The organism is Pseudomonas sp. Mb7 (assembly GCF_054790525.1).
The window spans coordinates 5,926,825-5,944,969 of sequence record NZ_CP186501.1; the positions used below are offsets into that span (position 1 = coordinate 5,926,825).

20 protein-coding genes are annotated in these 18,145 nt (G+C 57.6%); 9 read left to right on the forward strand and 11 right to left on the reverse strand.

Going from position 1 to position 18,145, the window contains the following annotated elements:
• The first annotated feature begins 291 nt into the window (after positions 1 to 291).
• Entirely contained in the window at positions 292 to 1,032 is a 741-nt protein-coding gene (gene ompR, locus ACOYXH_RS26770) for an osmolarity response regulator transcription factor OmpR (RefSeq protein ID WP_095047102.1), read from the forward strand.
• Between the two features lie 113 nt (positions 1,033 to 1,145).
• On the forward strand, positions 1,146 to 2,459 hold the full coding sequence (locus tag ACOYXH_RS26775) for an ATP-binding protein (protein ID WP_095047103.1): 1,314 nt from the start codon (positions 1,146 to 1,148) through the stop codon (positions 2,457 to 2,459).
• A 228-nt stretch (positions 2,460 to 2,687) separates the two neighbouring features.
• On the opposite strand, the gene rimK is transcribed toward ACOYXH_RS26775, so the two are convergent.
• Genes rimK through rimA form a run of 3 tightly spaced genes read right to left on the reverse strand, consistent with a single transcriptional unit; the run spans position 2,688 to position 4,865 of the window.
• A complete protein-coding gene (gene rimK, locus ACOYXH_RS26780) occupies positions 2,688 to 3,593 on the reverse strand; it encodes a 30S ribosomal protein S6--L-glutamate ligase (protein ID WP_007949201.1) in 906 nt (301 codons plus the stop codon).
• Positions 3,590 to 4,069, reverse strand: coding sequence for a retropepsin-like aspartic endopeptidase RimB (gene rimB, locus ACOYXH_RS26785; protein WP_095047104.1), 480 nt, complete (start codon positions 4,067 to 4,069; stop codon positions 3,590 to 3,592). The genes rimK and rimB overlap by 4 nt, the downstream gene beginning before the upstream one ends.
• Positions 4,070 to 4,085: 16 nt before the next feature.
• Complete coding sequence (rimA, locus tag ACOYXH_RS26790) at positions 4,086 to 4,865, reverse strand: S6 modification regulatory phosphodiesterase RimA (protein WP_460410060.1); 780 nt, start codon at positions 4,863 to 4,865, stop codon at positions 4,086 to 4,088.
• Positions 4,866 to 4,982: 117 nt separating this feature from the next.
• Here rimA and ACOYXH_RS26795 point away from each other — a divergent pair, with 117 nt between their 5' ends.
• A complete protein-coding gene (locus ACOYXH_RS26795; RefSeq protein ID WP_007917939.1) occupies positions 4,983 to 5,390 on the forward strand; it encodes an RNA-binding S4 domain-containing protein in 408 nt (135 codons plus the stop codon).
• A 151-nt stretch (positions 5,391 to 5,541) separates the two neighbouring features.
• Here ACOYXH_RS26795 and ACOYXH_RS26800 read toward each other — a convergent pair whose 3' ends face one another.
• Complete coding sequence (locus ACOYXH_RS26800) at positions 5,542 to 6,342, reverse strand: phosphatase PAP2 family protein (protein ID WP_460410061.1); 801 nt, start codon at positions 6,340 to 6,342, stop codon at positions 5,542 to 5,544.
• A gap of 105 nt (positions 6,343 to 6,447) precedes the next feature.
• On the opposite strand from ACOYXH_RS26800, the gene hslO reads away from it, so the two are divergent.
• Both hslO and ACOYXH_RS26810 read left to right on the forward strand, forming a co-directional pair.
• Positions 6,448 to 7,350, forward strand: coding sequence for an Hsp33 family molecular chaperone HslO (gene hslO, locus ACOYXH_RS26805; RefSeq protein ID WP_093429984.1), 903 nt, complete (start codon positions 6,448 to 6,450; stop codon positions 7,348 to 7,350).
• Between the two features lie 181 nt (positions 7,351 to 7,531).
• Complete coding sequence (locus ACOYXH_RS26810; protein ID WP_025110978.1) at positions 7,532 to 9,073, forward strand: phosphoenolpyruvate carboxykinase; 1,542 nt, start codon at positions 7,532 to 7,534, stop codon at positions 9,071 to 9,073.
• Between the two features lie 56 nt (positions 9,074 to 9,129).
• Here the strand turns inward: ACOYXH_RS26810 and ACOYXH_RS26815 are convergent, their stop codons facing one another.
• The 6 genes from ACOYXH_RS26815 to ACOYXH_RS26840 all read right to left on the reverse strand — a co-directional run bounded on the left by ACOYXH_RS26815 (position 9,130) and on the right by ACOYXH_RS26840 (position 12,511).
• Positions 9,130 to 10,395, reverse strand: a complete 1,266-nt coding sequence (locus ACOYXH_RS26815) for a type II toxin-antitoxin system HipA family toxin (RefSeq protein ID WP_460410062.1) — start codon at positions 10,393 to 10,395, stop codon at positions 9,130 to 9,132.
• On the reverse strand, positions 10,392 to 10,886 hold the full coding sequence (locus ACOYXH_RS26820) for a helix-turn-helix domain-containing protein (RefSeq protein WP_460410063.1): 495 nt from the start codon (positions 10,884 to 10,886) through the stop codon (positions 10,392 to 10,394). Before ACOYXH_RS26820 ends, ACOYXH_RS26815 begins: the two co-directional genes overlap by 4 nt.
• 171 nt (positions 10,887 to 11,057) lie before the next feature.
• Entirely contained in the window at positions 11,058 to 11,219 is a 162-nt protein-coding gene (locus ACOYXH_RS26825; RefSeq protein WP_225919987.1) for a YhfG family protein, read from the reverse strand.
• 176 nt (positions 11,220 to 11,395) lie between these two features.
• Positions 11,396 to 11,695, reverse strand: a complete 300-nt coding sequence (locus ACOYXH_RS26830; protein ID WP_116256372.1) for a hypothetical protein — start codon at positions 11,693 to 11,695, stop codon at positions 11,396 to 11,398.
• 312 nt (positions 11,696 to 12,007) lie between these two features.
• Positions 12,008 to 12,190, reverse strand: coding sequence for an antitoxin PaaA2 family protein (locus tag ACOYXH_RS26835; RefSeq protein WP_116256371.1), 183 nt, complete (start codon positions 12,188 to 12,190; stop codon positions 12,008 to 12,010).
• Between the two features lie 45 nt (positions 12,191 to 12,235).
• The gene (locus ACOYXH_RS26840) at positions 12,236 to 12,511 is read right to left on the reverse strand and encodes a hypothetical protein (protein ID WP_116256370.1); all 276 of its coding nucleotides are present in this window, start codon (positions 12,509 to 12,511) and stop codon (positions 12,236 to 12,238) included.
• A gap of 303 nt (positions 12,512 to 12,814) precedes the next feature.
• On the opposite strand from ACOYXH_RS26840, the gene ACOYXH_RS26845 reads away from it, so the two are divergent.
• The 4 genes from ACOYXH_RS26845 (at position 12,815) to ACOYXH_RS26860 (ending at position 17,529) form a co-directional block, all read left to right on the forward strand.
• Positions 12,815 to 13,318: a polysaccharide deacetylase gene (locus tag ACOYXH_RS26845; protein ID WP_220557316.1), complete on the forward strand. Its 504-nt coding sequence runs from the start codon at positions 12,815 to 12,817 to the stop codon at positions 13,316 to 13,318.
• Between the two features lie 182 nt (positions 13,319 to 13,500).
• The gene (locus ACOYXH_RS26850; RefSeq protein ID WP_258709090.1) at positions 13,501 to 15,429 is read left to right on the forward strand and encodes a RecQ family ATP-dependent DNA helicase; all 1,929 of its coding nucleotides are present in this window, start codon (positions 13,501 to 13,503) and stop codon (positions 15,427 to 15,429) included.
• A 212-nt stretch (positions 15,430 to 15,641) separates the two neighbouring features.
• The gene (locus ACOYXH_RS26855; protein ID WP_460410064.1) at positions 15,642 to 16,868 is read left to right on the forward strand and encodes a 3-hydroxyacyl-CoA dehydrogenase; all 1,227 of its coding nucleotides are present in this window, start codon (positions 15,642 to 15,644) and stop codon (positions 16,866 to 16,868) included.
• 235 nt (positions 16,869 to 17,103) lie between these two features.
• Positions 17,104 to 17,529 (forward strand): acyl-CoA thioesterase, encoded by a 426-nt coding sequence (locus tag ACOYXH_RS26860; RefSeq protein WP_220557320.1) that lies wholly within the window; start codon positions 17,104 to 17,106, stop codon positions 17,527 to 17,529.
• Between the two features lie 67 nt (positions 17,530 to 17,596).
• On the opposite strand, the gene ACOYXH_RS26865 is transcribed toward ACOYXH_RS26860, so the two are convergent.
• Positions 17,597 to 18,079: a glycine zipper domain-containing protein gene (locus tag ACOYXH_RS26865; RefSeq protein WP_095047118.1), complete on the reverse strand. Its 483-nt coding sequence runs from the start codon at positions 18,077 to 18,079 to the stop codon at positions 17,597 to 17,599.
• Positions 18,080 to 18,145 lie beyond the last annotated feature (66 nt).

An 18,145-nucleotide genomic window follows, 5' to 3' on the forward strand; every position in this document is an offset into this window, starting at 1 on the left:
GCGGCTAGAAAATTGCCGCTGCCTGGGTCAAAAGGCAGCCCATTGACCCGTGAAATCGAACAATTACTGCGCGCGGCAGGAAAAAAAGCCTGCCACCTGCGGTAACGATTCAGACGTTGCCTGGCACAAAACGCCGCGCATTATAACCAGCGTTCTGTCATTCGGGGGCGTCGCAGTCTGTAGGCATAAACCCCGGTTTTCTGGCAGTGAAGGAAAAATCTGCTAACAATGCACACGGTGCGTATAACGGCAGCTACGCCATAATGCGCGCCGAGCTAAAAGGAGCATCCAATGAGCAGCACTGCACAAACTGCTGAAGGCGAAAAAATTCTCATCGTTGACGACGATCCGGGCTTAAGCAGCCTGCTGGAACGTTTTTTCGTCAGCAAGGGCTACCGTGCCCGCACCGTACCGAACACCGAGCAGATGGATCGTCTGCTGTCGCGTGAAGTTTTCAATCTGGTGGTCCTCGACCTGATGTTGCCTGGCGAAGACGGTCTGACCGCGTGCCGCCGTCTGCGGGCCGCGAACAATCAGATTCCGATCATCATGCTCACCGCCAAGGGCGATGAGATGAGCCGCATCAAAGGCCTGGAACTGGGCGCCGACGACTATCTGGCCAAGCCGTTCAACCCGGATGAGCTGATGGCCCGTGTCAAAGCTGTCCTGCGTCGTCAGGCCGCACCGGTACCGGGCGCGCCGGGCAGCGAAGACGAAAACGTCACCTTCGGTGATTACGTCTTGTCGCTGGCCACTCGAGAATTGAAGCGCGGCGAAGAAGTGCACATGCTCACCACCGGTGAGTTTGCGGTACTCAAGGCTTTGGTAATGAACGCGCGTCAGCCACTGACCCGTGACAAACTGATGAACCTGGCCCGTGGCCGCGAGTGGGATGCCCTCGAGCGTTCCATCGATGTGCAGATTTCCCGTCTGCGTCGCATGATCGAGCCTGATCCGTCGAAGCCGCGCTATATCCAGACTGTCTGGGGCGTGGGCTACGTGTTCGTACCGGATGGTGCCGCCACCAAGTGATCGGTGATTTGTAGGAGCGGGTCTGCAGGTTTTGGTCGAACGGCCATGCCCGCAGACTCGCAATCCGCAATATGCGAGCATTGCTCGCTCCTGCAAGTGTGTAGCGGTTATAGATGAAAACCCCTGTCTGGTTCCCCCAAAGTTTTTTCTCCCGCACCCTTTGGCTGGTGCTCATCGTCGTGCTGTTTTCCAAGGCGCTGACCCTGGTTTATCTGTTGATGAACGAGGACGTGCTGGTGGATCGCCAATACAGCCATGGCGTCGCCCTGACGCTGCGTGCCTATTGGGCTGCGGATGAAGAAAACCGCGCAAAGATTGCTGATGCGGCGACCCTGATCCGGGTGGTCGGCGCCGGTGTGCCGGAAGGCGAACAGCACTGGCCGTACAGCGAAATCTATCAGCGACAAATGCAGGCGGAGCTGGGCGCCGACACTGAAGTGCGTTTGCGCATGCACTCGCCGCCAGCGTTGTGGGTGCGCGCGCCGAGCCTCGGTGATGGCTGGTTGAAGGTGCCGTTGTATCCGCACCCGTTGCGTGGCCAGAAAATCTGGAACGTGCTCGGCTGGTTCCTCGCCATCGGCTTGCTCTCGACAGCCTCTGCATGGATTTTCGTCAGTCAGCTCAACCAGCCGTTGAAACGTCTGGTGTATGCCGCCCGGCAGCTTGGTCAGGGCCGTAGCGTGCGGCTGCCGATCAGCGATACACCGAGCGAGATGACCGAGGTCTATCGCGCTTTCAACCAGATGGCGGAAGACGTCGAACAGGCCGGTCGCGAGCGTGAATTGATGCTGGCCGGCGTATCCCATGATCTGCGCACACCGTTGACCCGCTTGCGCCTGTCGCTGGAGTTGATGGGCGACCGCAACGACCTGACCGACGACATGGTGCGCGACATCGAAGACATGGACGCGATTCTCGACCAGTTCCTCGCGTTTATTCGTGATGGTCGCGACGAGTCGGTGGAAGAGGTGGATCTGACTGATCTGGTGCGCGAGGTGGCGGCGCCATACAACCAGAATGAAGAGAAAGTGCGTTTGCGTCTGGAGCCGATTCAGCCGTTCCCGCTGCGTCGGGTCTCGATGAAGCGCTTGCTCAATAACCTGATCGGCAACGCCTTGAACCATGCCGGCGGTAGCGTGGAAGTCGCGGCTTATGTGTCCGGTGACGTCAATGCGCCTTATGTGGTGCTGAGCGTGATGGACCGCGGCGCGGGGATTGATCCTTCGGAACTTGAAGCGATTTTCAACCCGTTTACGCGAGGCGATCGTGCCCGGGGCGGTAAGGGCACCGGCTTGGGGTTGGCGATTGTGAAGCGGATTGCTTCGATGCATGGCGGCAATGTTGAATTGCGTAATCGGTCCGGGGGTGGACTGGAAGCGCGGGTGAGGTTGCCGTTGGGGCTAATGTTGCCTAGGGACGCTGTGTAGATCAAAAGCCCCTCACCCCAGCCCTCTCCCAGAGGGAGAGGGAGCCGACCGAGGTGTCTTGCGTCATACATCGACCTGCAAAATCAGGTCGATTATGGATTCAGCGGTACTCGTTCAAGTCGGCGTAGTTCTCCAATATCCCCCAATCAGTCCCCTCTCCCTTCGGGAGAGGGTTAGGCGGGCGGCGTTCCGATGAGGGGCTCTTGCTCTTAGCTCTAGCTCTTCGCTTTAGCCCTTGCCTTTGGTGCGGGTCATATTCGGCCCGCCATTCTTCTCAAGATGCTCAATGATGATCCCCGCCACATTCTTGCCGGTAGTGGTCTCGATCCCTTCCAGCCCCGGCGACGAGTTCACTTCCATAACCAGCGGCCCGTGATTGGAACGCAGGATATCCACACCCGCCACCGCCAGGCCCATGACCTTGGCTGCGCGCAACGCGGTCATGCGCTCTTCCGGGGTGATCTTGATCAGGCTGGCGCTGCCGCCACGATGCAGGTTGGAGCGGAACTCGCCCGGCTTGGCCTGACGCTTCATCGCTGCGATGACTTTGTCACCGACCACGAAGCAACGAATATCCGCACCGCCCGCTTCCTTGATGTACTCCTGAACCATGATGTTTTGCTTCAGGCCCATGAACGCCTCGATCACCGATTCGGCGGCGGTCGCGGTTTCGCATAACACCACGCCGATGCCCTGCGTGCCTTCCAGCACCTTGATTACCAGCGGCGCGCCGTTGACCATGTCGATCAAATCGGGAATGTCATCCGGCGAGTGAGCAAAACCCGTCACCGGCAGGCCGATGCCGCGCCGCGACAGCAGTTGCAGCGAACGCAACTTGTCCCGCGAACGGGCGATGGCCACCGATTCGTTGAGCGGGAATACCCCCATCATTTCGAACTGACGCAACACCGCGCAGCCATAAAACGTCACCGACGCACCGATCCGCGGAATCACCGCGTCGAAACCTTCCAGCGGTTTGCCGCGATAGTGGATCTGCGGCTTGTGGCTGGCGATGTTCATGTAGGCGCGCAAGGTGTCGATCACTACCATTTCATGCCCGCGCTCGGTTCCGGCTTCGACCAGACGGCGGGTGGAATACAGACGCGGGTTCCGCGACAGCACAGCGATCTTCATGCAACACCTGTGGAGGAGGTAGATACCGGGAACACCGGCTTGTCTTGTACATATTTGATGCCCGGATTGACCACCAACTGGCCATCGATCAGGGCTTTGGAGCCGAGCAACAGGCGATAGCGCATGGACTTGCGGCAGGCGAGGGTGAACTCGATCGGCCAGACACGATCACCCAGGGCCAGAGTGGTGCTAATCACATAGCGCTCCTGGGCATGGCCGTTGGAGCTTTTGATGGTTTTGCGCGTCACCAGTGGCGCTTCGCAGCGGCGGTGACGCAACTGCACCACCGTGCCCAGGTGCGCGGTGAAACGTACCCATTTCTGGCCGTCGCGTTCGAACGGCTCGATGTCGGTGGCATGCAGGCTGGAGGTGCTGGCGCCGGTGTCGATTTTCGCTCGCAGGCCTGCGACTCCCAGATCAGGGAGCGCCACCCACTCGCGCAGACCGACAACGGTCAAATGGTCAAATGTCTTCAATAGAAAAAACCAACGATTAACGCGTCCAGGCCTCAGGTGAAGCCCGGGCCAACGCTTTGAATGCAGGTTTGGCGAACCAGTAGCCCTGCATCAGAAATATTCCACAGTCGGCCAGGAAATCCCGTTCACCGGCGCTCTCAATGCCTTCGGCAATGACTGTAACGTCCAACTCCGCACAGATTGTGACAATCCCCCGAACGATCGCCTGACGAACACGGTCTTGATCGACATCGCGGATCAGCGCCATGTCGAGTTTGATCAGGTCCGGTTGGAAATCAGCCAGCAGATTGAGCCCCGAATAACCGGCACCGAAATCATCGATGGCGGTCTTGAAGCCGAATTCGCGGTATTCACGCAGAATATTGGTCAAATGGCGATAGTTATCTACGTGCTCGCTTTCCAGGGTTTCAAAAATCAGCCGGTCGAGAGGAAAACGGTGTTTTTTGGCCGCCTCGAGCGTACTGCGAATACACAGCTCTGGACGATAGACGGCGTTGGGCATGAAGTTGATCGACAAGTGTGTCTGCATATTAAGATTGGCCGCGCCTTCGATGGCGCGGGTTCGGCAGAGCTGGTCGAAACGGTAGCGGTTTTCTTCCGTAACCTGATTCAACACGGTGAATGCGCCTTCACCGTTCACACCGCGAACCAGCGCTTCGTGGGCGAAAACCGACTGGTCGCGCAGATCCACGATAGGTTGGTAGGCAAAGGCAAAATCGAAGCCCAGCGGTTCACTGTGCTGGCAGCCCTGGCAACCGGTGTGAGTCGAAGTCAATGAAGAGGGAAATTTAGTCACTTGAGCACCCCCATGCCGGTGCACCGGCCAAGATCACAGTCTATCTGGAGGGCCGAGTTGTTGCGCCCGACAGAAACGGTAGTACAGTTCCGACTACTGGCTGAACGAGGAATTCAAATGGCGCAAAAAAGCGAAGAGGACGACAAGGTTCGTCTCGACAAGTGGCTATGGGCCGCGCGTTTTTACAAAACCCGTGCCTTGGCCAAAGCGGCGATCGAAAGCGGCAAGGTGCATTGTCGCGGTGAGCGCTGCAAGCCTGGCAAAGAGCCGCGCATCGGCGATGAGTTCGAGATTCGTACTGGGTTCGAGGTGCGTACGGTGAAGGTCGAGGCGTTGTCGATTGTGCGGCGCGGCGCACCGGAGGCGCAGACGTTGTACGCGGAGACCGAGGCGAGTATTGCCAAACGTGAAGCGGCTGCGGCAATGCGCAAGGCGGGGGCGTTGGGTGTGAGTACCGACGGCAAGCCGAGCAAGAAGCAGCGGCGGGATTTGTTCAAGTTTCGGGGTAGCAGCAACGACGAGTAAGCGCGACGTTTCCGGGCTGTATGTGCTGGCCTCTTTGCGAGCAGGCTCGCTCCCACAGTAGATCCGGTTCCTCCAGTGGATACTTGATCAATTGTGGGAGCGAGCCTGCTCGCGAATCGAGGGCGCAGCCCTCGCCGAAAACAGCCCGGTATCAGGCGCTACGCACCACACTCATTCGCGAAACCAGCGGCAACTTGTTCAGCAGATTGAAAATCGGCGAAGTCACCTTCAACCAGAAGTTCGAGGCGTGATACGCAAACGGCGTGTAATAACCCCAGCCCAAGGCCCAAACCGCCAGCAGCAGACCGCCGATGTAATCGTCCTGACCCCAATGCGCACCGGCCACCAGTCGCGGCAGCATGAACAACAGCGCCAGACCCCAGATCGTCAGGAACTGGCCGACAGTACGACTGAACACGCCCATAAATAGCGCCCAAATCAGCAATACCGATGCATGATCCCCCGGGAAACTCTGGCCAGAACGATCCTTCAGCTCCCAGGTCTTCTCCATGTGCGGGAAGTAATCGCTGATATGCACCGCGCCTTCCAGCACCATCGACGGGCTGCTGTGCTGCCAGTCCATGTGGTCGGCGAATTTGGAAAACAGTGCGCGAATTACCACCATCAATAGCAGGATCGAGAAAAAACCGAAGAACGCACGACGCACATCAATCGCCTTGAAGACCCAGTCGCCCTTGATCAGCAGCGTCAGCAAGATCAGACCAACAACGATGTCGAACGGACGCAGACTTGCAATTGCCCAGATGTGGAGCCATATCGGGTTGCTGGCCAGCGGTGCATTGAGTGAGCGGAACAGCCACTCGTCGAAAATCACACACAGCGAGTTGCCCGTAGGCCATAACCAGAAAGCCAGTAGCGCCAGTGGCGCTACGTTGCACAGAACCAGCCGGCCGAGGTTCCACCTAGATTGGAACAAACCCGGATTGTTCATAAAATGCCTCCCATGGCAGAGCAGTCGGCACCAAAAAGAGTGCCAAGAAGCGCAAATTTTCACGTCTTGTAACCATTTTGTCACCACATTCAGATACCCAAAATTATGACCGAGCTAGCGGATACCGATTTCACTCAACGTTTCATCTTCGATGACAGCGACACGCGCGGCGAACTGGTTGCGCTTGAACGCAGCTACGCCGAAGTCCTCGCCAAGCACCCGTACCCGGAGCCGGTGGCGCAATTGCTGGGCGAATTGATGGCGGCCGCCTCCTTGCTGGTGGGCACGCTGAAGTTCGATGGCTTGCTGATTCTGCAGGCGCGTTCCGAAGGGCCGATCCCGCTGCTGATGATCGAATGCTCCAGCGAGCGCGAAATTCGTGGTCTGGCGCGTTATGACGCTGAGCGGATCAAGCCGGACGCGAGCCTTGCCGACCTGATGCCGGGCGGTGACCTGACCCTGACCGTCGACCCGACGATTGGCCAGCGTTACCAGGGCATCGTCGATCTTGATGGCGAAACCCTGTCTGAGTGCTTCACCAACTATTTCGTCATGTCGCAACAAGTCGGCACGCGCTTCAAGTTGTTCGCTGACGGCCGCCGCGCCCGCGGGATGCTGCTGCAACAACTGCCGGCCGATCGCCTGAAAGACGAAGAAGAGCGCGCCGCCAGCTGGCAGCACCTCACGGCACTGGCGAGCACGCTGACCGCCGATGAGTTGTTGAGCCTGGACAACGAAACCGTCCTGCATCGCCTCTACCATGAAGAGCAGGTGCGCCTGTTCGATGTGCAGAATCTGCGCTTCCGTTGCACCTGCTCACGCGAGCGTTCGGGCAACGCGCTGGTCAGTCTGGGTCTTGAGGATGCACAGCAATTGGTTCAAGAGAACGGCGGCACTGTCGAGATCGATTGCCAGTTCTGCAACCAGCAGTACCTGTTCGACGCAGCCGATATTGCTCAATTGTTCGCTGGCGCAGGCGTCGACACGCCGTCAGATACCCGGCACTAAAACGGTTCAGCGCAGGTAAATTCACTGCGTAACGACGGAATTTCGCCGTTACGACGGGAGGACCCTACTCTTTTTGGGCTTTTCTGGCATAATCCGGCCCACTTTTTTCGCGGTAGTAGTGCACGACTTTCTACTACAAAACGTTTGGAGCACACTCGGCCACTGGCCGACGGGGAACCTCATGACGCAAGCCAATAACGCCGTGTACACCGATCTGAGTGTTGATGATCTGGTTAAAGAAGCCCTGAACCGCGGTGAGGGCGAGCTTGCCGATACCGGCGCTCTGGTTGTTCGCACTGGTCACCGCACCGGTCGTTCGCCTGTTGACCGTTTCATCGTTGAAGAGCCTTCCACCCAGGCCGCTATCGCCTGGGGCCCGATCAACCGCAAGTTCCCGGCCGACAAGTTCGACGCGCTGTGGGCTCGCGTAGAAGCCTTCAACAACGCGCAAGAGCACTTTGTGTCCCACGTGCATGTAGGCGCGGCGGAAGATCACTACCTAGCCGTGAAAATGACCACCCAGACTGCCTGGCAGAATCTGTTCGGTCGTTGCCTGTTCATCAACCCGGCTCAGTACAACCCGGCCGGTCGTGAAGAGTGGCAAGTGCTCAACGTGGCCAACTTCGAATGCGTGCCTGAGCGTGACGGCACCAACTCCGACGGTTGCGTGATCCTCAACTTCGCACAGAAGAAAGTGCTGATCGCTGGCATGCGTTACGCCGGTGAGATGAAGAAAGCCATGTTCTCCGTGCAGAACTTCCTGCTGCCGGCCGCTGACGTGCTGCCAATGCACTGCGCTGCCAACATCGGCGAAGAAGGCGACGTGACCCTGTTCTTCGGTCTGTCGGGCACCGGTAAAACCACCCTGTCGGCCGACGAAAGCCGTTACCTGATCGGTGACGACGAACACGGTTGGGGCGAAGGCGTGGTGTTCAACATCGAAGGCGGTTGCTATGCCAAGTGCATCGACCTCTCCGAGAAGAACGAGCCGGTTATCTGGAAAGCCATCAAGCACGGCGCCGTGTTGGAAAACGTTGTCATCGACGACGCCAAGCACGCCGACTACGCCGATGTCAGCCTGACCCAGAACAGCCGCGCCGCGTACCCGCTGGAGCACGTTGCCAAGCGTTCCGAGAAGAACCTGGGCGGCGAGCCTAACGCGGTGATCTTCCTGACCTGCGACCTGACCGGTGTCCTGCCGCCAGTGTCGATCCTCAACGAAGAACAAGCGGCCTACCACTTCCTGTCCGGCTACACCGCACTGGTGGGCTCGACTGAAATGGGTTCGGGCAGCGGCATCAAGTCGACCTTCTCCACCTGCTTCGGCGCACCGTTCTTCCCGCGTCCGGCTGGCGAATACGCTGAGCTGCTGATCAAGCGCATCCGCGGCTTCGGCTCCAAGGTTTACCTGGTCAACACCGGCTGGACCGGCGGCGGCTACGGCGTCGGCAAACGCTTCAACATCCCGACCACCCGCGCGGTGATCGCAGCGATCCAGAGCGGCGCGCTGATCGGTGCAGCCACCGAACACCTCGACACCATCAACCTCGACGTGCCACTGGCCGTACCGGGCGTTGAAACCAACCTGCTCAACCCACGCAACACCTGGGCTGACAAGGCTGCGTACGACGAGGCTGCCAAGGCATTGGCCGGTCTGTTCATCGAGAACTTCAAGAAGTTCGAAGTGAGCGACGCGATCAAGGCTGCTGGGCCGAAGTTGTAAGATTGGTTTGTTGTGAATGAAAAAGCCGCCTTTTGAGGCGGCTTTTTTGTGGGTGATTAGAAGGTACGAAAAGCAAGCGCCATCCTTTCCTGCTCACTTCTGGACATCCCAAGCGCATTAGCGATCTCCGGCCAAAGACGGATCACGTCTTGAATGCGCTCAATGATGCCTGCTGAATCCTCACGGCTAACCCGAAAATAACCAGCGACTTCCCTCGCCAGCTCCAAGTCCAGCGCATTGTCAGAATCAGTGATGTTCAGCTTCAACCCATCCGCATGTGCCACCGGATTCATGTCGTAGGCTGCCGACAATCGCCATCCCCGACCAGGATCCAGAATAAAACCATGGTTTCGCAGGTGATCGTCGGTGTTGGAAACCAAGATGTTGAAGACGATTCGTGACCAGAGTTCACGGAGGTCGGTGTTAGGTTCCGAGCCGTGTTCCATGATTACTTCCGCCAACTCTAGATAGCTGGCGCCGGTTGAGGCGTCGTCGCCGTCGACGCGGTTGGTCATGGTCATGGCTGATGCGAAGTGATGTCGGCCGCCGCGCGCGGTTCGGTCGAAACGCTTCACCAGGAAGCAATGGTGATCGCTTGCGTAGCGTCGGGCCATACCGGTCGCAACACGCAGACCACAGTTGACCGCCAAAGCGTTTACTACAAATTCCCAACCACCAACATCGTAGTCATCTCTCGTACTTGGGAATTTGGCGATCCACAGTTGACCGAACTCGTCGACGACGCTGGCTTTCGGTCTTGCGCCGCCCAGTGAGCCGCCGGGTGCGATGAGCATTCTTAGCCATTCGCGGCCCTCGCTGGCTGTGTTGTCCCTATCGTTTTCCAGGGCGAGACTTGCCTGCTCTAACGCGCGTAGCTCGACAAAGGGTGGAGCTGCAACGCCGTCGCGGTCGTCGAGGAAGTTGCCTTCGTCATTGAGTTTGTAGCGAAGGGCGCCGACACGGAACAGGTCGTGGACGCCAAGCAGGTAATCGGATTCAAACAACTTGCTGTTGCTGGGAAGCAAGCCGTCGCGAATGTCCCTTTCCAAGCGGCGTTTCATCAGCAGTTGGCCCCAACGATCGGGGCTTGAGTCTGCAAAGACGCCAAAGCGGCTCTGATGTTCGCCGGGGAATTGGCGGCCTTCGAAGGGGCCGATGCGCGGGTCTAGAGTTATGGAACTCAACTCGGGATCGGCCAGCGCATTCGGGTCGTACTCAAATTCGAACACGTTGGTGTTGCGTGTTTTCCTTGCGTGTAGAAATCCGAGGCGTCTGGCGCCTTTCAAGGATTCCCAGTCTGCATAAACAGCAATCAGCGTCATTCTTCACCTGTTGGGGGGCTGGCCTTTTTCTTCTTGTTCAAAAGGCTGGAGAGTGAGTGTGTGTTGAATGGGAAGTCAGCCGGAATTTTCGTGGTAGTGGCGGCATCGATAACGTTTGAAGTCTCGACGTGTTCGGATGCGCCCTTTTTTGCCACACTGACTGCTCGTACTCGCTGGGGCTTTTTCGCTGCGGATCGTGTTGCAGGCATTAACTGCGCATCCTGCAATTGGCGACCCATTTCATCGGCTGCAGCCAGTTTGTTCAGATCCTTTTCCAATCCCAACACTTGCATGACCGAAAGGTAGGCGCCGATGGTCACGCCTGAGCCTCCGGACTCCAGATGGCGCAAGGTTGTCAGCGACATGCCTGATCTTTCGGCGACCTGCTTGGCCGTCAATTTGCGGCGTAGGCGAGCCAGCTTCAGTCGTTCACCAAGGTCGACCAAAAGTCGAGCAGTAGAGGGCAAGAGCGGTGCTGTTTTCTTGGCCATGTGGCAGTATTCCTTCATTTTTTAACCTTAACTGCCAGAATAATAGCACTTAAGATGAAGGATGCTGTTTGCCGTAAGACCCGTGAAAAACGAAGTTAAGTGGCATTATTCCATCTATTTTCGGTTCATATAGCTAGAATACTGCCACTTGAACGTTAGCGCTTCCTCTAGTCAGCCCGGTTTTTGCCGGTACTTTTCGAGAACCTGCATACGTGAGGAAAGTGGCTTTTCAGCATCGGCAGGGGTGGTTTCAAAACCTTCAATGCGTAGGCTGGCCAAATAGTTTGATCGGCGAACCTTGTCGTAATGGGCCTGCTTTTGCTGAAACGTCAAAACGCTCGTATCAGCATTCGAGTCTGAATCGCGATGCTTTTTGCGTAAGATCTCGTCCATCTCGATAACGCTTTCCATCAGCTCATCAAAGAATTTGCTCATGGTTGCTCCCATGTTTGATTACCGTTTTTTTGATCGCTCTCACAGAGTGCATAAGAGCGATACGATCACTCGATTCAGGCTGGAGCCTTCCAGTTGAGCATCTGCTGCTGTGCGACTTGCAGCAGGTCACAGCCATCCTGCGTCAGCAGATAGAGGGCGTGGGTGATGTGGGGGATGTCTTCGACGTCGGCTTGTTTGAAGTTGAGGCAGTAGAGGGTGCGTAGCAGGTCGCTTGAAGCGCGCAGGCGCTGGACGGCGCATTCGAGGATGTCTTGCGGGTTGGCGGCTGTATCGATGAGCAGAGGCTTGGTGTCGGTGAGATTGGATTCGAGTGGGCGGTAGCGTTCGGTAAGAAACTGATTCCATGTTTTCATTTTTAGATATCTCTGAAGGTATCGAAAAACCGCTGCTACCGTGACCAAGCGGTGGAGGCGGGCTGTGTTCAAGTTGGTCAAACCGGCAGAGATAACCCGGTACGCCGAAGCGTCCCAAACACAGCCGCCATAAAGCGTGCCGACAGAATGTGCTGGCAGCATACAAGGGCATGCATCAGTTATCTCTGTTTCAGGTGACCAAACCTGAGCCGCTGATTAGCAGCGACAGCCACGACTATAGAGATCAGCTACACGAAGCCGATAGAAGACAAGGAGTCTGTCTTTGTAGGAACGGGACGTAGATTTGATAGGTCATCGCCGCTGATCGACCTTCTGTTTTAAACGCGCGCGTTTATCAGCCATCAATGCTCTGGATACCTCATCGGGAATGCTGGGGCGAGGATCATCAAGGCTGGCTTGAACCTGTCGGATTAACCAAGCCGTGTAGGCATCCTCGTCATTCGGTGGATCGAACTCATCGTTCGTAACATTCATTGTTGGATTCCTGCCCAAGGAGATATAGCGCTGACCTGGAGTGATCTAGTTGTACACCGACTGCGCTGGCCTCTGTTTGGCCACTTCAAGCAAGTCGCAGCCATCCTGTATCAGCAAATAAAGCGCATTAACGATGTTGGGAATATCTTTCACATCAGCCTGTTTGAAACATAAGCAGTAGAGCGTTTCCAGCAAATCACCGGCCGCGCGCAGGCGTTGATCGGCGGCATTAATCAGGTCAGTCTGGCTGGAGTGGCTGTCGATAAGCAGTACCGGGTTTTCGCTGTAGCAGGTCTTGAGTGGGCGATAGCGGTTGATCATGGTGAGGCGTGTCCTGTTCTAAAGCGCTGGGGCGGGCCGGCAGCGGATTTGCAGCCGCGCCGGCCACTATAGAAGGGCGTTTCTCTGTGGGACAAGACAGCCGCAATGGACAGTATTCGTAGGGGTTTTTCCGTGTTTTGAGGAAATACCCTACGTGTTTTCGCAGCTTTTTCAGGCCAAAACCCTTAGGCGTAATAATTCCTACGTGATTGTCAGGCGATTCGCGGTAAACCGCTGTATCGTGCGCGCCAGAATCTGTAGGGCGTTTCCAAACGTCTGACACGCGCTTAAAGGGAATTAGGTATGCACTGGCTACGAATGGCCGCAATTTTATTGCTCGGGCTGAGCACTTGCCGTTTGACCATGGCCTCTGACATTGGCAATGCGTGGGTGCTGGATCGCCTCGATCGCACCGATTGGCCGGAGGCACTCATCAGCCAGGCGAGCATGGACACGGCGTCGCGCGGTGAAGTGTTGATGTTCGCCAAAGCCCTATTGGCCAGCGAAGCACTGGATGAAGAGGGGCTTGAGCAGCGACTCGGTGTGCCCCACGTGAAACTGAAGTCGATTCGCCATGTGCGCGACGGTCTCTGGGAGGGGTTGCTGAGCACCTATCGCAGCGCCAGTCAGAACTGTGATGAGCAACCGTTCTGCCCGCGTGTGCGCAGCGTCGCTGATTTGCGGCAGTTGGCGGCGGCATTCACCGGCGACATCAGCCCGGCCCATGCGCTGTGGGCGAGCAAGAGCCAAGGTGTGCATGAGCAGATGCTGAATGAGCAGTTGCGGGTGGCGGTTTTACGTCCCTGACTTTTTAAATTTTGTGGTGTGGCGGCTGGCCTCTTCGCGAGCAGGCTCGCTCCCACAGAGTCCCCCGGTGTTCGTGGCATCCGCTGTATCATTCCGAATCGATTTGGCCCCGACCTTTTCTCGACTCGCTGCGATCGCCCGCTAGGCTGTTGGCATGGCAGCAGTCAATGGAGTGACAGCGAATGCACAACACCCTGGAACAGGTTTTTGGTTTTCCACAGTTTCGACCCGGTCAAGAAACCGCGATCAGTGCGGTACTGGCCGGGCGCTCGGCGGCGGCGATTTTTCCTACCGGTTCCGGCAAGTCGATTTGCTACCAATTGCCGGCGCTGATGCTGCCGCACCTGACGTTGGTAGTCTCGCCGTTGCTGGCGTTGATGCAGGATCAACTGGCCTTTTTGCAGCGACACGGTATTTCCGCTGGCAGCATCGATTCGGCGCAGAGTCGCGATGATGCCAGTGACGTGATGGCCCGCGCCCGCTCGGGTGAATTGAAGATTTTGATGATCTCGGTGGAGCGCTTGAAAAACGAGCGCTTTCGCAACTTTCTGCAGCAGGTGCCAATCTCGCTGCTGGTGGTGGACGAGGCGCATTGCATCTCGGAGTGGGGCCATAACTTCCGCCCCGATTATCTCAAGCTGCCGGACTATCAGCGCCAGTTCAACATCCCGCAAACTTTGCTACTGACGGCCACCGCAACACCGAAAGTCATCGCCGACATGCAGGCCAAATTCGCTATCGCCGCTGACGATGTGGTGACCACCGGCTTCTACCGGCCCAACCTCAATCTGCTGGTCGAGCCGGTACGTGGCCAGGACAAGCGCCGGCGGCTGGTCGAGTGGATGACCGAGCGTGCGGGGCAGCCGAGCATCGTCTACGTGACCTTGCAGAAAACTGCTGAGCACATCGCTGAACACCTTGAGCGCAACGGCATTCAGGCCGAGGCGTATCACGCGGGTTTAGCCCACGACAAACGCGAGGCGATCCAGAAGCGCTTCATGGCCGGGCAATCCAATTGCATCGTCGCGACCATCGCATTCGGCATGGGCATCGACAAGAGTGACATCCGCAATGTCGTGCACTTCGACCTGCCCAAATCCATCGAAAACTACAGTCAGGAAATTGGCCGCGCCGGGCGCGACGGGCAGCCGTCGGATTGTCTGGTATTGGCTAATCGCGACAGCCTCAATGTGCTGGAAAACTTCGTCTACGGCGATACGCCGGAGCGCGATGGCATTCGCTATGTACTCGATGAGCTAAAGGCCTCGGTGCCGGAAGGGCAGTGGGAGTTTCTGCTCGGGCCATTGGCTGATCAAAGCAACATTCGTGCACTGCCGCTGAAGACCTTGCTGGTGCAACTGGAACTGCGCGGTTTGATCGCGCCGCGCTACGCCTATTACGCCGAATACCGTTTCAAATACCTGTTGGAACCCGAAGCGCTGCTTGAGCGCTTCGACGGTGAGCGCAGGGATTTTGTCGGCGCAATCATTCAGACCTCGGCGCGCGCGCGCACCTGGGCCACGGTGAATTTCGAGGCGATGTATTCGCAGTATTCCGCCGAGCGCAATCGAGTGGTGAAGGCGCTGGATTACTTCCAGGAGAAGGGTTGGGTCGAGCTTGAAAGCAAGCAGATGACCGAGGTCTACAGCCTGCTGCACAGCGACTTCGACAGCGATGCCCTGAGTGCCGAGCTGCATGAGTATTTCACCCGGCATGAGCAGGCCGAAGTGGCGCGCATCCACGCCATGCTTGAAGTGTTCGCCACCGAACGCTGCCTGGGCAATCGCCTGGCCAAGTATTTCGGTGATCACAATGCGCCCGAGCAATGCGGGCATTGCTCGGTGTGTCATGGCCAGGTGGCGCGGTTGCCGGCACCACCGGAGTTGCCAGCACTTGTGGATAAAAACTTCGCGGCGCTGTGTGGTGATTTTATCCACAGGCATGAGCAGTACACCGGGGTGATTCCAACGGCTGAGCGGTTGACGCGATTTTTGTGTGGGATCAGCGTGCCGCTGTTCACCAAGCTCAAGGCGCGGACGATTACCGGGTTTGCCGCATTGGAGGAGTATCCCTATGCCGAAGTCCGCAGCTGGGCGCAAGAGCACCTCTGATCCTTGTAGGAACTGCCGAAGGCTGCGATCTCTTGCTCTTGAAAAAATCAGCATCAAAAGATCGCGGCCTTCGGCAGCTCCTACATTAAGTGTCATCAGGGAAGGGGCTCTATCCATCCGCTGAATGTCGATCATCACGGTAATAAACTTCAAAAAACGTCGATGGCTGACTAAGGTGAGACCAGCCTTTGGATCGCCAACAAGAGAACAACATGAGCCAGACAACCTTCGATATTCAGCAAGCCGCGGTGATCGGCGCGGGCACCATGGGCCGGGGCATTGTCATGTGCCTGGCCAATGCCGGCGTGACGGTACAATGGGTGGATAACAATCCACAGATGCTTGAGCAGGCACTCGCCACTGTGGCCGAGACTTATGCACACAACGTGCGCCAGGGACGGATTGATCAGGCCGAGGCGGATGCGCGTCTGGCGCGGGTCAGTGCGGCGGCGGATTATGCGGCGATTCGCAATGTCGATCTGGTGATCGAGGCGGTGTACGAAAATCTTGAGCTGAAGCAGAAGATCTTTCGTGAGCTGGATGGTTTGCTCAAGCCTGAGGCACTGTTGGCAAGCAATACGTCGGCACTGGATATCGATGCGATAGCCGCAGCGACAAAGCGTCCGAATCAGGTGTTGGGCCTGCATTTCTTCAGTCCGGCGCACATCATGAAACTGCTGGAAATCGTTCGCGGCGCACAGACCTCTGCGGCGGTGCTGGAGGCGGCACTGGCACTGGGCAAACGCATGGGCAAGGTCAGTGTGGTGTCGGGCAACTGCCACGGTTTTATCGGCAATCGCATGTTGCATCCGTATGTCCTGGAGGCGCGCAAAATGTTGCTTGAGGGCGCTTATCCACAGCAGGTCGACGCAGCCTTGCAAGGTTTCGGTTTTGCCATGGGGCCGTTCCGCATGTACGACGTGGTCGGCATCGATCTGGAATGGCGTGCACGCGAGTTGACCGGAAAGGGCCAGGATGCGCCAGAGGTTCAGGTGGATAACCGTTTGTGCGAGATGGGACGGTTCGGGCAGAAGTCCGGCAATGGTTATTACCATTACGAGCCGGGCAGTCGTCAGGCTGAGCACGATCCTGAGGTCGATGCGCTGATATTGCAGGTCAGCGAAGGGTTAGGCTTCCAGCGCCGCGAGATCGGTCCTGAGGAGATCCTGGAGCGCAGTCTTCTGGCATTGGTCAACGAGGGTGCGAAGATTTTGCAGGAGGGCATTGCCGAGTCTGCACACGACATCGATCTGGTGTACCTGAATGGCTACGGCTTCCCGGCGGACAAGGGCGGGCCGATGGCCTGGGCGGATCAACAAGGGCTGGCGGATATTCATTCGCGGCTGTTGGCGCTGGAGACGCGGCAGGGTGATCAGTGGAAGCCGGCGCGGTTGATTGGTGAGTTGGCGGCAAAAGGGAAGGGGTTTGCTCAAATGTGATGTCGCCGCCAGAATCGATCCCCCTCACCCCAGCCCTCCCGAAACGTCGGACCGCCCCCAAAGGGGGCGAGGGGAAAGGGAGCCGATCTGCGTGGGTTTCAAAACTTGAGTTCGACTCGACAGTTCAGGTCGGTGTATTTCGAGAGAACACCTCGGTCAGTCCCCTCTACCTCTGGGAGAGGGCTAGGGTGAGGGCAAGCAGCCTCACTGAAAAAACAAGAGAACCAGCACAACCATGTCCACCCCTCAGCGCACCGACTACCCTCACTTCCAGTCCATCACCACACGCTGGCACGACAACGACGCTTACGGTCACGTCAACAACGTTACTTACTACAGCTTCTTCGACACGGCCGTGAACACCTACCTGATTCAAGTCGGTGGTCTGGATATCCATGACGGCGAGATAGTGGGGTTTGTCGTCAGTTCGGCGTGTGATTACTTCGCCTCGATCGCTTTCCCGGATCTGATCGAGATCGGTTTGCGGGTCGGCAAGCTGGGCAACAGTTCAGTGCAGTACGAATTGGCAGTGTTCAAGGTCGGCGAAAGCGAGGCGTGTGCGGCCGGGCGCTTCGTTCACGTATTCGTCGATCGGGCGACTAATCAGCCGGTGCCGATTCCTGCCGAACTGCGGCAGGCACTGGAATACCTGGTGGTGTAAACGGCAAAAAAAATCGCAGCCCTTGGGCTGCGATTTTGCTTTACCGGCCAGCAAGGTGTTTGAGGCCTCAGTCGCGATAATACTTGTGATGTTTGCGGTGGCCGTAAGCGTGGCCGCGGCCCGGGTGACGGTCGCGGTAATAACCACGGTCACGGTCACGACGGCGATCATAATGACGATCATCGTCATCGCTCTTGTTACCCATGTAGTTACCCAGCGCGCCACCGGCACCGCCACCTGCTGCGGAGCCGATCAGGCTGCCGGTGGTGCCGCCCATGCTGCGGCCGACCACGTTACCGCCGGCTGCGCCCAGCGCACCACCGATGGCGGCTTCGCCACGGCTGCGTTTGTCGGCGCCGACCGCACTGCCACCCGCGCCGCCGAGGGCTGCGCCGATGGTGGAACCTGTATTGCCGCCTAAGGACTGACCGACGACCGAGCCAAGAACCCCGCCCAATGCGCCGCCCACACCTGCTTCGGTGGTGCCGCCTGCGGAAGCAAAACCACTGACCAGGCCAAGGGACAACAAGAGAATCGAGGAGAACTTCATAGATGAGCCTCAAAGGGATGACGGCGCCGATCCTGAGGCTGTGTGACAAGCGTGACAATCGAAATC

Excerpts from the sequence above, each read along its gene's own strand:
- ACOYXH_RS26775 (WP_095047103.1), top strand. The coding sequence starts at position 1,146 with ATGAAAACCCCTGTCTGGTTCCCCCAAAGTTTTTTCTCCCGCACCCTT.
- ACOYXH_RS26865 (WP_095047118.1), bottom strand. The coding sequence starts at position 18,079 with ATGAAGTTCTCCTCGATTCTCTTGTTGTCCCTTGGCCTGGTCAGTGGT.
- ACOYXH_RS26860 (WP_220557320.1), top strand. The coding sequence starts at position 17,104 with ATGTCCACCCCTCAGCGCACCGACTACCCTCACTTCCAGTCCATCACC.
- ACOYXH_RS26830 (WP_116256372.1), bottom strand. The coding sequence starts at position 11,695 with ATGAAAACATGGAATCAGTTTCTTACCGAACGCTACCGCCCACTCGAA.
- ACOYXH_RS26815 (WP_460410062.1), bottom strand. The coding sequence starts at position 10,395 with ATGACGCTGATTGCTGTTTATGCAGACTGGGAATCCTTGAAAGGCGCC.
- ACOYXH_RS26845 (WP_220557316.1), top strand. The coding sequence starts at position 12,815 with ATGCACTGGCTACGAATGGCCGCAATTTTATTGCTCGGGCTGAGCACT.
- ACOYXH_RS26800 (WP_460410061.1), bottom strand. The coding sequence starts at position 6,342 with ATGAACAATCCGGGTTTGTTCCAATCTAGGTGGAACCTCGGCCGGCTG.
- ACOYXH_RS26850 (WP_258709090.1), top strand. The coding sequence starts at position 13,501 with ATGCACAACACCCTGGAACAGGTTTTTGGTTTTCCACAGTTTCGACCC.
- ACOYXH_RS26795 (WP_007917939.1), top strand. The coding sequence starts at position 4,983 with ATGGCGCAAAAAAGCGAAGAGGACGACAAGGTTCGTCTCGACAAGTGG.
- ompR (WP_095047102.1), top strand. The coding sequence starts at position 292 with ATGAGCAGCACTGCACAAACTGCTGAAGGCGAAAAAATTCTCATCGTT.
- rimK (WP_007949201.1), bottom strand. The coding sequence starts at position 3,593 with ATGAAGATCGCTGTGCTGTCGCGGAACCCGCGTCTGTATTCCACCCGC.
- ACOYXH_RS26835 (WP_116256371.1), bottom strand. The coding sequence starts at position 12,190 with ATGAATGTTACGAACGATGAGTTCGATCCACCGAATGACGAGGATGCC.
- ACOYXH_RS26840 (WP_116256370.1), bottom strand. The coding sequence starts at position 12,511 with ATGATCAACCGCTATCGCCCACTCAAGACCTGCTACAGCGAAAACCCG.
- ACOYXH_RS26810 (WP_025110978.1), top strand. The coding sequence starts at position 7,532 with ATGACGCAAGCCAATAACGCCGTGTACACCGATCTGAGTGTTGATGAT.
- ACOYXH_RS26855 (WP_460410064.1), top strand. The coding sequence starts at position 15,642 with ATGAGCCAGACAACCTTCGATATTCAGCAAGCCGCGGTGATCGGCGCG.
- hslO (WP_093429984.1), top strand. The coding sequence starts at position 6,448 with ATGACCGAGCTAGCGGATACCGATTTCACTCAACGTTTCATCTTCGAT.
- ACOYXH_RS26820 (WP_460410063.1), bottom strand. The coding sequence starts at position 10,886 with ATGGCCAAGAAAACAGCACCGCTCTTGCCCTCTACTGCTCGACTTTTG.